The following is a 13,208-nucleotide window of genomic DNA, read 5'->3' as shown; positions in this document are numbered from 1 at the left end:
TGCCGCCGGTCTCTGATGTTGCGGGTCCCTGAAGCTGCTGATCTCGTTGACGATTCGGCAAACATGCCCTGCTCGGCGGTGATGATGAGCTTGCCCCCTGTCAACGTCTGGGCGACGGCAGTCGACGAGGAGAACGCGACTGGATCGCGCGTGGTGACGGCTCCGACCAACGGAACCGAGCGCATCATTCCGGCGGTCCTATGCTGAATTTCACTCGCGGCCCGCAACGACGGGCGCACCGAGCACCTTTTCATGCAGCGATAGAAACGGAGACTGCTGAGCGTGAGCACACTCGAAGGACGCCAGGGCTCGGCACTGGTCGTTATCGATTTACAGAATGACGTTGTGGCCAAAGCGCATGCGCGCGAGGCTGTGCTCGCCAATGTCGTTCGCCTGATCGAGCGGGCACGACGTGAGTCAGTCCCGGTGATCTGGATCCAGCATCACGACGACGACGTGCTGCGCGGAACACCAGGGTGGGAGTTGGTACCCGAGTTGACCCGAAGCCAGGGTGAACCCCTGGTGGAGAAGAGCCATGGCGATTCTTTCGAAGGTACCGCGCTCAGCACCGTTCTTGCTCAGCTCGGTGTGGGGCATCTCGTGGTGGTGGGTGCCCAGACAGATTTCTGCATAAGGTCGACGCTGCACGGGGCGTTCACTCGTGGCTATGACGTCACACTGGTCGGTGACGCGCACACCACAGACGATTCCACAGCATCAGGCACTCCACCGCCTGACCAGCTCATCAACCACACAAACCTATACTGGGATCAGCAAACTGCCCCCGGCCGCAGCGCAGACGTAGTCCAGACAGCGCAGGTCACGTTCACACCCGCGCCGAAGAACCGTCTCAGCGGTCACGGTGCCTGAGCGTCGCTCACGCGGGAGTGAACGTGAACCGCGTCTCGCCCACCGGGCCGCTGTTTCCACAGGGATCGGGGCCGTTGAGCGTGTAGAGCCCGCTCGCACCGTCGAGGTCGAAGGTGTAGCGCGTGACCACGTCGACCGGACGCCCGTCGGTGCAGAACGCGCCAGCGGGAACGAACTGGTCGAGCACGTACTGGTTGCCCTGAATGTGCGCCTGCCCCTGGTCGGTGTTCAGCGTGAGGTTGAAGACCGAGATGCAGCCGGGGCCACAGCTCGTCACCCGCACCAGGTTGTCCGTGACAGTCCCATTGGCCATGACGCTGCGGTAGTGGTATTCGCCCGGACCGAGTTCCGCATTGGCCGGTGCCGCCGTGGCGAGGCCGACCGCGGCCGAGCCTGCCGCGACCGCGCCGATGATGATGTTCTTCATGGCGTGAAGTGAATACCGTCAAAGCGCCTACCGGTCCCAACTTCGCAGAACCGACCGGCGTTGATCGGTAGGCGTGCTGCGCCTCTCCCCTGCCACATTCCTGCACACCGCCCGCGCTTCGGCGTCAGTGGTCTCACCGTTGCCAAGCCCCCCGAGTGCGACGCCCGAGCGAGCCGCCTGTTGGACGTCCTCGTAGACGGGCTCCCCGCCACACCCTGATCACCCGGCCGCCAAACCGGGACGTCGTCACCGCACCGCCCCCACGAGTGCATCGATCGAGTCGGCTGCGAGCACATGCTCTGTGGTCATCATGGCCGCGCCCGTGATACCCGCTCGGTCGGCCAACCGAGATCGGGTCACCTCAAGGTCGCGGGTACCGAGCGGCAGCGAGCGGGCGTAGATGGTTTCGCGGACACCGGCAAGCAGGTATTGGCCTGCGTCGGCGATCTGGCCGCCGAGGACGATCACGGCGGGATTGATCGTGCTCACCAATCCGGCGAGTACGCCCCCGATCTCTCGACCGGCGTTGCGGACAGCGCGGACGGCCGCCGCGTCACCGGCCAGCACCCGGTCGACGACATCGCCGTTCGTACGGGCTCCAGACTCACGCAGGTTCGCAACCAAGGCCTTGCCGCCGGCGACGGCCTCTAGGCAGCCGACATTGCCGCACCAGCACACGACGTCCTGGTGATCCGCGACGCGGATGTGCCCGATATCACCAGCGGCACCGTGCGCCCCGTGGAAAACCCTTCCACCGGTGATGATTCCGCATCCGATGCCAGTCCCGACCTTGACGAAGGCCAGGGGCGAGACGTGCGGGTAGGCAGTGGCCGCCTCACCGAGTGCCATCAGGTTGACGTCGTTGTCCACGAGTACCGGGACTGGGAATGTCTGCTGCAGGTAGTGCGGGACGTCGAAGCCGTCCCAGCCCGGCATGATCGGCGGAGCGACCGGTTTGCCGGTGGCGTGTTCGACCGGACCCGGCAGGCCGATGCCGATCGCCAATACGCGGTGCGCCTGGTCGCCAACGGTCATCAGCAATTCGGTGAATCGTGCAGCGAGCCAATCCAATACCGCCACGGGACCATCGGCGATGTTCAGGTCGGAGACCTCCTCGGCCACCACATTCAAACCCAGGTCTACGGCGGCCGCTCAGCGGACCATGGCCAGCACGTCGCGTACCAGTCGTCGTGCGTACTCGTCGTCGACTTCCAGGGCGAACACCAGCGGCACGATCGTGACGATCGACGGTGGACTCGCCTATCAGAGTGAGCTCGCTTAGCTGCCGCCGCTCGAGCTGACGGCCTCGCGCGCTGCGGCGGACGCCACGTAGCGTCGCATCTCCTCCGACGAATCAGCCCCAGCCAACGCGGTTCGCGCACAATAGCATCCGACGCCACGGAGGTCCGATGCCGGAATGAGCTCGATCGCCGAATACGACTTCGACGTCGACCTTCTAGGCGGTTTAAACCCCCGACCGACCCACCGCCCTTGACACTTGACCACTCACGCCTGCAGATCCGATTGACACCGCGGTAGCGCACACCTCCAGCGGAACCTCTCCCCTGTCGCGTCTCGACCGAATCGCTGATTCGTATCGTGGCGCTTCGGGAGGTCTCATTGCCCGGCGACTTGGTCGACGCGAACCGGTGCGGTCAAGCACGGACGGTGTCGGCACTGCCGAGCACGCCGGCGACTCGCGCCCCGGCATCGCGCCAGGTGCCGTAGCGTGCGACCCAATCCCGGAGTTGTTCTTGGTCGCTGTCGCGCGCGGAGTCCCGGGCGGCGGCGAGACCTGCCGCGAGGTCATCGACGGTCTGCTCAGCCGCATACAGTCGAGGTGGGCCCGAGAGATCGGCCAAATGATGTAGCGGCGGGCCCACCACCGGGCATCCCATGCTCAGCGCCAGGACGGCACTGCCGGAGGTGAAGAACGCTCGGTGCGCGATCACCGCGGCATCGGCCGCGCCGAAGTAAAGGGGAACCTCGCTGTCCGGAATCTTCTTGGCGCGCAGAATGATTCTCGGATCTTCTTCTGCCGCTTCTAATTCCGCTGATATATCGCCCTGTCGAGGTCCGGCGATGACGAGACGGTCGTGTTCGCCGGCGATGCGCTGGAAGGCCTCGATTGCGACACCCAGGCCTTTGTAGGGACGGATTCGCCCAAACGCCAAGGCGATGAATCCGTCCGCCGGCAGACCGAGCTGGGCGCGAGCTTCGGCCCGAGGTGGTGGAGCCGGGTAGTCCTGGATGTAGTGCGGATGGTGCACCGTGGTGCACGGTCCGTGGTACCCGAAGGCATCGGCCAGTTCGACACGGGCTCCGTCGAAATGGACGAAGACGTGGTCGGTGATGGACAGGAGTTCTCGCCGGGCCCGGCGACCCAGATCAGGGTGCGGGTCGTCATGCGGAACCAGGTTGTGTGCAGTCCAGGCAATCCGGACCCCGCGCCGCTTGAGCGCGTGCAGTTGAATCCGGACCGATGCCGCGTGCAGTCGGTACAGCAGCCGGGACCGGTGCAGGTGTGCCTCACCCGGCCAATGCAGATGTATCCAGTCGCCGGCGCGCAGGCGACAAGCGCCGAGGTAGAGCGAGGTCGAGGAGCTGGCCTCGACCCCGGACATGCGCAGTGACGCGATCAGGTTGGGCAGGTAGGGGTTGTCGAACCAGCGTGGCCACAGGTGCACACGCAGTGCCCGCCTGGCCGGGGCCGCCGAGGACTCCGTTGCTGCGCGCCGCGGTACATGTGCATTCGGTGACGTGTTCATCGATGATCGGCCTCCGGCCGAGTCCCCCTCGAGCATGGGGCACAGTAGCAAAGCTGAATGCCAGCCAGCTGTCAGCTTCTTGACTATCGGCGGCCGCTGACCCAGTCGGCGGATAGGCGCGAAGGAGGCCGTCACGGCGGAATCGAATGGGGCGGGTTACCAGTGACCTATGCCGTTGCCCGGCTAGCACGACATCCACACCATGCACACCATGGCATCGGTGTTGCTCCCCGAGGAAACACCTGCAGACGCCCATCTCCTGGCGTTGGGGGCCGGAGGCAGCCTGGAGATCAAGGCCTTCGCCACAGCGCACCCGCGGTGGAGGTTCCTGGCGGTTGACCCGTCCGCACCGATGATCGACCTCGCCAAGGACACCCTCGGGCCGCTCGCCGCACGCATGGACGTGCACGAAGGATACGTCGACGACGCCCCCGAAGGGCCGTTCGACGCTGCGACGGCGCTGCTGCTACTGCACTTGATCGAACCGGAGCTAAACGCAATACGATTGACCATTGAGGACACAGTTCACCGGTGGCGAGTAGGTGCCGCTGAGCACGCCCCGGAAGCCTCCTGTTGCCGAACCACCCGGCGGGATGATCCGATTCCAGTTGGCCGGCCCAAACACGTAATGAGTGCCGTATTGGGTAAAGGCGCTGTTCCAGCTGTGCCACACGGATTCCCCGATCGGCAAGTCGAATTCAAGCCTCCAGTCCGTCAAAGGCACTGCGGTCGGGTTGGTGATGACGAAGCGTGCGATGAAACCGGTCTGCCACGTTGATGTCACCGACAGTCTGGCCATGGCAGCGTCGGCGTGAGCGATTGGGGCTGGAGATAGCCCGAGCGCCACCACCAACACCACCACAGCCGATGCCGCCGCGTGAAGAGCTACACGCCGGCGCTTCACCTTCGCATCCGATGTGGCCACGATCGCCAAGCCTAAATCGGCTCCGGCGGAGCCGAACCCTACGCCACGGCACAGCTACCAACCTTTGCGGAACCGAGACCGTCGTGAGATCCCGGAAGACCCACGGCGAGATCGAGCGAGGCCCGAGCCGCGGGACCGCCCATCCAATGAAGTTTCCGGCAGCGAACCCTCAGCTTCTCCTCAGTCGGCGGGAGTAGTTCGGAAAGGAGAGACGAAAGGATTCGCTGATGAACACCGAGACCGTGGACCGGCAGTTCGCCGCATTGCAATCGCAGGCGGACCAGACCGCCACGTTGATCCGGACGCTGGGCGACAAGCTGTCGGCCGCAGCCGCCGCCGGCGATACCAATGCGCGCGAGTGGGGGCTGGATCTGAAGGAGATCGCTCTCGCGATCAGGGATGAGCAGACCACGACAACCGAACTCCTGCAAGCCATTCACGGACTCGTCGATGATCATGTCACTTCGGCGGCGCAACCGGCCGCACCGCAAGAGGCCTACTCCGCTCCCGCCACTTATGCCGCGCCGCTGCAGTACCCACAGGCGTCTCAATACCAGCAACCGCCGCAGTACCAGCGGTATCAGCAGTCCGCGTCCAGTGGCGGCACCCTGCAACGATTCCTCAGCGGCCGGTTCGGGCAGGCGATGGTCACCGGCGCGGGCATCGGCATCGGCGATGACATCGTCAACTCGATCTTCGATCGATTCTGACGGAGACGGGAGCGCGTAAGAGATCGCCGTGGTCGGTGCGCAAGCGCACACTGGCGCAAAAGCGTCTGGCATCGAACAGGTTCGGTCAATGACGATGCCGGCGTCCGGTGCTTCCGGTGGGTCAGCGCAACAGGCTGCGGCCCAGCCGTCCTCGTCGACCCCGCGGTTCGCGGCGCCGTAACCTGGCCACGGCGCCACCGAAGGACCGGGCGACCGCGGCGCCGACTAACAGTCCCACCGCGATCGCGCAGACCACCGTCACCACGTCGATCGCATTTGCCGCCTCCCCGGCGGGATGGGTGATCAGCGTGGTGGTGGACAGCAACCCGAGGCTACCGGGAACCAGCAGCCAGAAGGCCGGCATGAACACCACGAGCCGCGGCAGATCGGGACGCACGGCCTCAACGAGGGAGGAACCCAGGGTGGCGGCGACGGCGCCGAGGAAGCTGCCGAGCGCGGCTCCCCCGACATGTTGCCCGAAGCTCTGGGACGCGAAGGCGAGGACCAGCACCAGCATGATCCACGGCAGCAACCGGAGCGGCGGGCTCTCCAGCACCCCGATCCCGAGGCTGATCAGGATCAGCCCCAGCGGCGCCGCCCACCAGCCCAAGGTGTCGACACGGAGGTTGGTCAATTCAGCTGCGGGCACGGCGATCAGGTGGCTGGCCGCGACGATGCCCAGGGTGAACAGCAGCAGCTGGACCAGCCCGAAGATCAGCCGTGATGCGCCAGCCACCATGTCACCGGCGGCGAGCTCGAACATCGCCGTCACAATCAGCGCACCGGGCAGCAGGACCGCCAGCGGAGGCAACAGGGTGCGCAGCGGACCCTCCAGCAGATCGGCGTTGGCTGCGGCGAAGACGCCGCAGGCAAGGAGGAAGGCGGCCAGTGTGGGCAGCAGCGTGGCGATCAGGCCGAACCGCTGCCCCAGGCGAAAGAGCGCCACCACCACGACCGCACCCCCGGCGGCAAAGACCACGTTGGCACCGCCGGGCTGCAGGATCAGCGCGATACCGGTGGCGATGCCGATCCAACCGAGGTTGGCCATCCACAGCGGATAACGCGGTGGGCGGTCGCGTAGGGCGCGCAGCTCCTCGGTGGCCTCGGCCGCCGTGAGGACCGACCGCACCAATCGGTGCCGGATGAGTCGGACCTCGGCAGCCTGGTCGAGGCGCAGTCCGCCCTGGACTGCCTCGAACGTGACGGGGGCACCACTGGCCAGGGTGACAAGGATGCCGGTCGGCGAGGCCGCGATCTGAACGTCGGGATGTCCCAGCGCGATGCTCACCTCAGCCAGCTCGTCCTCCACGTCGCCCACCGGTTGCCCGGTCGCGACCATTGCGGCACCCAAGTACGCCAGCAGTGTTCGGACAGTGTCGTCGTGTTCGGACACGGGTGTCACTCTGCCAGGTCAGGCGGGTATCGGATACTTCACGCGGGTTCGCGACCCGGCCGTCGCGAGGCCCTTGCCAGGGGCGCAGTCATTGCGGCGGTACTCGTTCCAGCAGATCGTTCAGCGCGACAAAGTCGAGGTATGCCGATGCACGTACCACTCGTTCATCGCGCATGGTCATCACCCACGTGTAGCTGTTGACGTATGGAAGACCGTCGCGTGCAGTCGCGGTACCGTCCCAAACCGCCACCACCACATCGTTATCGGTGATCAGCTGTTGTACGTTCGCCTGGATCGGACCGTTGAGCCTCGACTGGATAGGCGTTACGCCTTCGCGCAGAAACTCGGATCGGCTGGTGTACGTCCTAGGATCTTCCGCCCTGGCGACCGTCCACTGCACGTCCTCGGCCAAGACCGAAAAGAAACTCGTCTCGTCGCCCACACCCCGCGCAAAGGCGTCGCGCACCAGTTCAGCGTTGCGCTGCTCCCGTACGGTTCGGTCGACATCTTCGGCGTTACTCGTCGCGCTGACACCCACCGTCGCCCCTACCACCACCAAGGTGGCGACCACCACGATCGTCGCCCTCAACCGCCGTCGCCAGCCTCTGGATGCCATAGCAACGACCGTAAGCGCCGCGGTTACGCGCCAACCAGGGCGCAGTGCTCCTAGGAGGGAATCCGAGCGCCCGCGCGGCGTGGAAAGTCCTCGCAGGGTCGGCAGCGACCTCGAAGGCAAGGGACCTAACGCCCCTTCCGTCCAGTTCGGGTGGGCACGCTGCTAGTCGGGAGCCGACAGGGTGTCAGAGGGCAAAGGCTTGCGGTGGCCCCGCCAGGGTGGCTTTGGCTCGAAGTCCGATCGCATCGGCGATCTCGATCTCGTCTGCCTCCAGCCCGTCGAGGGCCAGCTCGACGAGTGCGGCCGGCTCGATGACCGCACCCTCGGGAAACTCGATACCGGCCGTGCGTGCGAACTCGAAAAGCGTCTCGGTGCCGATGAGCCCGGGCATGAGGCCGACGACATGTGTTCCCTGCTGGGCCAATTCGAGGCGCACGCCGTTGGTGAGGCCCCATTCGGCTGACTTGGCCGCGGCGTAGGCGGTGTTGCCCTCCACCGTGAGCCACGCTGCTGCCGACAGCACGTTGACGATGGCACCACCGCCGTTGCGCGCGAGAATCGGCGCGAACGCCCGGATGACATTCAGCGTGCCGAAGTAATTCGACTCCATCACGTGCCGGATGGCCACCAGATCGCCGGTCACCAAACTGCCGCCCGCGGTGTCGGCCGCATTGTTGATCAGGATGTCGACGTCACCGGCGATCTCGGCGCCGGCCTGGACCGACTCCGGATCGGTGATATCCAGGCGGAGCACCTCGGCCCCCGGGATGTCGACGAGCTCGGGCCGTCGCGCCGTGGCGTACACCTTCGCCCCGCGCCGCAGGAGTTCCGTCGCAAAATGCATGCCGATACCGCGATTGGAGCCGGTGACCAAAGCCGTGGCGCCTGCCAATTCCATTTGTCCTCCACAGTGTTCCGGATCGACGCCAAAGGTGACCATACGGTCACCTTTCTCGGCACACTGTAGGCAGAAGATGACCATACGGTCAACTTGGTAGCATGCGGTGGTGCCGTCCTCCCCTCGCACCCTGCGTGCCGACGCTGCGCGCAACCGCGAATCGCTCCTGGCCGCCGCCGAGGAGGTGTTCGCCGAGCGCGGCATGGAGGCCTCGGTTGCCGATATCGCCCGTCGTGCAGGGGTGGCCAAGGGCACGGTGTTCCGGCATTTCGCCTGTAAAGACGATCTGATCGCCGCCCTGGTCTGCGAACGCCTGGTCACCCTCACCGACGCCGCGCACACATTGGCGGATGCCCCAGACCCCGGTATGGCGCTGCTGGAATTCCTGACCATCGCCGCCGATCAGCGACGCCAGCACGATCTGACCTACCTGCAGACATACAGCGCGAGCGATGCCAGGGTGGTAGCGATCCGCGATGAGGTGCATGCCGGCGTCGAGACGCTCGTGGCCAACGCCCGCGCCGCCGGCGCAATCCGCCCTGATGTCACCGGAACCGATGTCTTCCTGCTGATGTGCGCACCGGTGCACGTGATGGAGGGTCTCCCCGATCCGCCCCCCGATTTGTGGCGGCGCTATCTGGCGATCATCTTCGACGGGTTGCGCCCGGAAGGCGCGAGCGCGCTACCGCAACCTGCTCCCGAATTGCCCTGAGCAGTTTGGATTCTCGCTCGTAGGGCACCTCAGCTTCTCAGCGCACGCCGTGATCGGCGTAACGTCCGCCCTTGACCATGTCACTGAGGGGTTGCAACTGCGCGAGCGCGTCGTCATCCAGCTCAACATCGAGAGAGGCGGCGTTCTCGTCGAGCCGGTTGGCGTGGCGGGTTCCGGAGATCGGCACCACCGAAACGCCCAACCGCGGCGCTTGCGCATACACCCAGGCCAGGGCAACCTGCGCCGGTAGCACGCCGAGGCGCCCCGCAACCGTGCGGACGGTGTCGGCGATGACCTGATTCTGCCGGCTCGCGTCACCGGTGAACCTCGGATTACGCGCGCGGAAATCACTTGGGTCCAACTACTCCAAGAAGTTGATGCACGTGATCTTCACCGAACCCGACGCTCAGACCTTCTACTGCAACTGGTCGGTTGTCGCCGAGGACGCGGTGGCCAGTTTCCGGCATGGTTTCGGGCTGGCGCCCAACGACGTACGCCTTCGAACGGTACGCGACGAACTGCTGGAAGCCAGTCCTGCCTTCGCGCAATTGCGGACTCGCCACGACGCTCGGCGAAAATCTCTGCAGCAAAAGAGCTTTCGGCACCCGATGGTCGGGATCATGACGTTGACGATGCAGACATTCGACGTACGCTCAAGCCCTGGTCAGGAATTGGTCGTTTACCACGCAGACGCGGGTTCTCCGAGCGCCGAGGCGCTGTCGTTGTTGTGCTCGTGGGCCGCAACAGAATGACAGTTACCTGAGTCAGCTTTCAAACAACCCTGGATACAATGAGCCATGGCCGACGCTCACGTCCTTCCGCTGCCCCGGCAGGGACAGACTCCCCGTCGCGTCATGACGATCGCGGGGTCCGATTCCGGCGGCAGCGCAGGCCTGCAGGCTGACCTGCGCGCCTTTGCGATGCTGGGTGTTCATGGGTGTGCGGCTGTCACCGCTGTCACTGTTCAGAACACCTTGGGTGTCAAGAAGTTCCACGAGATTCCCGTCGATGTGGTCGCCGGACAGATCAGCGCAGTAGCTTCTGATATCGGTATCGAGGCGGCCAAAACCGGGATGCTCGCGTCCAGCGAGATCATCAGGACCGTCGTGGCGACCTGGAGGTCCGAAGGTCTCGACGAAAACGTCCCCTTGGTGGTCGATCCGGTGTGCGCGTCCAATGTCGGTGAGCCACTTCTGCACCCCAGTGCCCTGGACGCCATCCGCGACGAACTGATCCCCTTGGCCACGTTGGTGACGCCCAACCTCGACGAAGTACGACTACTTGTCGGCATCGATGTCGTCGACGACGACAGCCAACACGACGCGGCTCGGGCGCTGCACGCGTTGGGACCGCGGTGGGCTCTCGTCAAGGGTGGTCACCTGCGCGCCTCGCGGACCAGTTCCGATCTTCTCTTCGACGGCTCCGAGTTTCATGAGTTCACCGCCACTCGAGTCGAAACCCCGCATGATCACGGCGCCGGAGACAACCTTGCCGCGGCGATCACCGCAGCGCTGGCACACGGCTACTCCGTGCCGGAGGCGGTCCGGTTCGGGAAGCTCTGGGTCACCGACTGCATCCGCGCCGCCTATCCCCTGGGACGGGGCCACGGTCCGGTCAATGGCATGGCGAGGCTGTCACTCGCGTGAGCCCGGCCACCGGCGACGACCGCTGGCGCTGGGTGGCTCTGAGGGGCCCGGCGAGACACTGACCAGCTACAAGCAGCTGGAAGACTACTTCGGCGGAGTCGACGAGTGGCACCATGCCGGTGGGGAGATCCGTGTCGAGCGGCCGCGTGCGCATGGCCTAAGCGGACCCGCCGGCGAGCGGACCACGCGCGCAATCCTGGATAGGTCGGCGCACACACCGAGCACTCCCCCAGACCGATCCGGAATAAACTCCGCCGCCGGTGAACTTGCCCCAAGAGTCGTCCCTTCCCCGACCCAGGAGCTTCCATGACCCGTCCCGTCCGCGTCGCTGTACAGATCCAGCCGGGAGGCACGCCCGATTACCGCACCTGGCGCGACGCCGTCCTGGCCGCCGACGACCTGGGCGTCGACGTGATCTTCGGCTACGACCACTTCCACCGCCCGGCGATGGAAGCCATCGTTGACGGCAAGCCCATCCTGTCGGACGAGCAGCCCGACGTCGCCAACTTCGAGGGCTGGACCGCGCTCGCGTCCTGGGGTGAGATCACCTCACACGCTGAGATCGGACTCCTCGTCACCGGCGTCGGATATCGCAACGCGGACCTCCTCGCCGATATGGCGCGCACCGTCGACCACATCAGCGGCGGCCGGCTCATCCTGGGCCTCGGCGCGGGGTGGTACGAAAAGGATTACACCACCTACGGTTACGACTTCGGCACCTTCGGCTCTCGCTTCGATCTGTTCGACGAGAGCCTCATCCGCATCGAGAATCGGCTCGCCGCACTGATTCCGCCGCCCGTGCGAAAGCTACCGATCCTCATTGGCGGCACCGGACCCAAGCGCTCGCTGCCGGCCGTCGCAAGACACGCCGATATCTGGCACGCGTTCCAGGATCTGGACGCATTCCGCAGGTCCAGCGACCGTGTCGATGAGTTGGCAGCGACGTTCGGCCGCAATGGTGCTGATATCGAGCGCTCGACCCTGTGGGAGAACCCCGACAGCGCCGATGCCTTCCGCGACGCAGGAGTGACGCTTTTTCAGACCGAGCTCACCGCGGACAACGGTTACGACCTGACGTCTCTCAAGCAGGTCGTCGCATGGCGGGACCACGGGTGAGATCGGTACCTACATGCTCTGGCCGCTGGACGCTTCGATGCGTTGAGCGGTGATCCCACCGGCGGACTCGGCGGTGATGGCGCAGATCGCGCCTGCCGCCGCCGAGTCCGTCGCCGTCGCCCCTGGCGCAAGGGCACCGACGGTGGCGTGTCCGAACGGCGTTCGACCGTCGAACCCAGCTTGTTGACCAAGATCTCGAATCTCGCCTATGACTCAGCGCCATGAGCGGGTTGTCGAAGAACTCGCCAAAGGTCACCTCCCGTGATGAGTACAGCTCGCCTCATAGTGTCCTCTACTTCTCGGGTGAGTGCCGGCCGATTGCGTTCCTGCCATAATTGTCGGCATAGGCATTCAGCACGCCGGGGATGATCTCAACGATACTGAAATAGCGGTCCCACAACGGTGTTTCGCGGAGTTCCTCCACCACGAGCTCGTACTCATGGGCATCGGACATATCCCACATCCACGTGTCCGTCACCCGTGCGCTGTAGAACTCCGTGTCATACCAACGCAACTGGACGGAAGGGTGCCGGTCGAGTGCCGGCTGCAGATACTTGAGCATCTCGGCGTAACGCTGCTCCACCGGCAGCGCCAACCACTCCGGGTTGGTTTTCACCAGCATGAACACCGTCAATGCCGACTTTGGCTCGGCTAGTTTCTCAGACATGGTCTCGCTCTCTTCATCGACTGTTCCGACATCGAAGAGAAACGAGAACAGGCCAACGAATCTCTTCGCTGACCTGTGAGGTTGTCACCACCGCACGCGTTATTGCATGCACAGTCAAGGTAACCCGTGGGTTTGGCGGCCGTCAACCCCGACAGTGCGGCGCTGGACGGTGCGGGGATCGTTCCGATGATCAGGGCGCTCCGCCCGTCTGGATACGTTAATCAATATTCACATATAGGAAACGACTACGACTCCCGGTGAAGGTCAACTGGTGAGGGTTCACAGGACACCGATAGCGGCAAGATCTGTTATGCACAGGCACTTCTAGCCACATCCCGCGCTCGCAGCCATCGCTGTCGGCGACAAACTGTTGACAAGATCACATCACAGCCATAAGTTAATGATCAGTCACATCTGGAGAGGCTCATCCTTGGCAGGGCGATTTCCCAACGACTCGCCG

At 64.8% G+C, this 13,208-nt stretch carries 15 protein-coding genes and 2 pseudogenes; 8 read left to right on the top strand and 9 right to left on the bottom strand.

What is annotated here, in order from left to right:
- Nucleotides 1–99 precede the first annotated feature (99 nt).
- Nucleotides 100–201: pseudogene (locus H7J86_RS33655) on the top strand (L-serine ammonia-lyase, iron-sulfur-dependent, subunit alpha); the annotation flags it as partial.
- An 81-nt stretch (nucleotides 202–282) separates the two neighbouring features.
- Nucleotides 283–870 (top strand): cysteine hydrolase family protein, encoded by a 588-nt coding sequence (locus H7J86_RS29185; RefSeq protein ID WP_267295204.1) that lies wholly within the window; start codon nucleotides 283–285, stop codon nucleotides 868–870.
- Between the two features lie 7 nt (nucleotides 871–877).
- Here H7J86_RS29185 and H7J86_RS29180 read toward each other — a convergent pair whose 3' ends face one another.
- From H7J86_RS29180 to H7J86_RS29170, 3 genes are all read right to left on the bottom strand, one after another.
- The gene (locus tag H7J86_RS29180; RefSeq protein WP_267295202.1) at nucleotides 878–1,297 is read right to left on the bottom strand and encodes a hypothetical protein; all 420 of its coding nucleotides are present in this window, start codon (nucleotides 1,295–1,297) and stop codon (nucleotides 878–880) included.
- A gap of 246 nt (nucleotides 1,298–1,543) precedes the next feature.
- On the bottom strand, nucleotides 1,544–2,419 hold the full coding sequence (locus H7J86_RS29175) for an ROK family protein (protein ID WP_267295200.1): 876 nt from the start codon (nucleotides 2,417–2,419) through the stop codon (nucleotides 1,544–1,546).
- 533 nt (nucleotides 2,420–2,952) lie between these two features.
- Complete coding sequence (locus H7J86_RS29170) at nucleotides 2,953–4,065, bottom strand: glycosyltransferase (protein ID WP_267295198.1); 1,113 nt, start codon at nucleotides 4,063–4,065, stop codon at nucleotides 2,953–2,955.
- A 202-nt stretch (nucleotides 4,066–4,267) separates the two neighbouring features.
- On the opposite strand from H7J86_RS29170, the pseudogene H7J86_RS33650 reads away from it, so the two are divergent.
- Nucleotides 4,268–4,546, top strand: a pseudogene (locus H7J86_RS33650) (class I SAM-dependent methyltransferase); the annotation flags it as partial.
- Nucleotides 4,547–4,555: 9 nt separating this feature from the next.
- Here H7J86_RS33650 and H7J86_RS29165 read toward each other — a convergent pair.
- Nucleotides 4,556–4,990 (bottom strand): cellulose-binding domain-containing protein, encoded by a 435-nt coding sequence (locus H7J86_RS29165; RefSeq protein WP_187095563.1) that lies wholly within the window; start codon nucleotides 4,988–4,990, stop codon nucleotides 4,556–4,558.
- A 227-nt stretch (nucleotides 4,991–5,217) separates the two neighbouring features.
- On the opposite strand from H7J86_RS29165, the gene H7J86_RS29160 reads away from it, so the two are divergent.
- Nucleotides 5,218–5,700, top strand: a complete 483-nt coding sequence (locus H7J86_RS29160) for a hypothetical protein (RefSeq protein ID WP_267295196.1) — start codon at nucleotides 5,218–5,220, stop codon at nucleotides 5,698–5,700.
- Between the two features lie 121 nt (nucleotides 5,701–5,821).
- Here the strand turns inward: H7J86_RS29160 and H7J86_RS29155 are convergent, their stop codons facing one another.
- From H7J86_RS29155 to H7J86_RS29145, 3 genes are all read right to left on the bottom strand, one after another.
- A complete protein-coding gene (locus H7J86_RS29155) occupies nucleotides 5,822–7,093 on the bottom strand; it encodes a threonine/serine exporter family protein (protein WP_267295194.1) in 1,272 nt (423 codons plus the stop codon).
- An 88-nt stretch (nucleotides 7,094–7,181) separates the two neighbouring features.
- On the bottom strand, nucleotides 7,182–7,709 hold the full coding sequence (locus tag H7J86_RS29150; RefSeq protein ID WP_267295192.1) for a nuclear transport factor 2 family protein: 528 nt from the start codon (nucleotides 7,707–7,709) through the stop codon (nucleotides 7,182–7,184).
- 184 nt (nucleotides 7,710–7,893) lie between these two features.
- Entirely contained in the window at nucleotides 7,894–8,607 is a 714-nt protein-coding gene (locus tag H7J86_RS29145) for an SDR family NAD(P)-dependent oxidoreductase (protein ID WP_267295190.1), read from the bottom strand.
- A gap of 109 nt (nucleotides 8,608–8,716) precedes the next feature.
- Between H7J86_RS29145 and H7J86_RS29140 the strand changes: the two genes are divergently transcribed.
- Nucleotides 8,717–9,319 (top strand): TetR/AcrR family transcriptional regulator, encoded by a 603-nt coding sequence (locus H7J86_RS29140; RefSeq protein ID WP_267295188.1) that lies wholly within the window; start codon nucleotides 8,717–8,719, stop codon nucleotides 9,317–9,319.
- Nucleotides 9,320–9,356: 37 nt separating this feature from the next.
- Here the strand turns inward: H7J86_RS29140 and H7J86_RS29135 are convergent, their stop codons facing one another.
- Complete coding sequence (locus H7J86_RS29135; protein WP_267295186.1) at nucleotides 9,357–9,680, bottom strand: aldo/keto reductase; 324 nt, start codon at nucleotides 9,678–9,680, stop codon at nucleotides 9,357–9,359.
- A gap of 22 nt (nucleotides 9,681–9,702) precedes the next feature.
- On the opposite strand from H7J86_RS29135, the gene H7J86_RS29130 reads away from it, so the two are divergent.
- The 3 genes from H7J86_RS29130 to H7J86_RS29120 all read left to right on the top strand — a co-directional run bounded on the left by H7J86_RS29130 (nucleotide 9,703) and on the right by H7J86_RS29120 (nucleotide 12,081).
- Entirely contained in the window at nucleotides 9,703–10,071 is a 369-nt protein-coding gene (locus tag H7J86_RS29130; protein ID WP_267295184.1) for an MmyB family transcriptional regulator, read from the top strand.
- 45 nt (nucleotides 10,072–10,116) lie between these two features.
- On the top strand, nucleotides 10,117–10,965 hold the full coding sequence (gene thiD / locus H7J86_RS29125; protein WP_267295182.1) for a bifunctional hydroxymethylpyrimidine kinase/phosphomethylpyrimidine kinase: 849 nt from the start codon (nucleotides 10,117–10,119) through the stop codon (nucleotides 10,963–10,965).
- 306 nt (nucleotides 10,966–11,271) lie between these two features.
- Complete coding sequence (locus H7J86_RS29120; protein ID WP_267295180.1) at nucleotides 11,272–12,081, top strand: LLM class F420-dependent oxidoreductase; 810 nt, start codon at nucleotides 11,272–11,274, stop codon at nucleotides 12,079–12,081.
- 292 nt (nucleotides 12,082–12,373) lie between these two features.
- Here the strand turns inward: H7J86_RS29120 and H7J86_RS29115 are convergent, their stop codons facing one another.
- Nucleotides 12,374–12,748: a darcynin family protein gene (locus tag H7J86_RS29115; RefSeq protein WP_187095572.1), complete on the bottom strand. Its 375-nt coding sequence runs from the start codon at nucleotides 12,746–12,748 to the stop codon at nucleotides 12,374–12,376.
- Between the last annotated feature and the right edge of the window lie 460 nt (nucleotides 12,749–13,208).

This window comes from Mycobacterium hackensackense (assembly GCF_025822555.1).
GTDB classification, from domain to species: Bacteria; Actinomycetota; Actinomycetes; order Mycobacteriales; family Mycobacteriaceae; genus Mycobacterium; species Mycobacterium fluoranthenivorans.
Note: the sequence above shows the minus strand (reverse complement) of the source record. Positions and strands in the feature narration are given on the sequence as shown.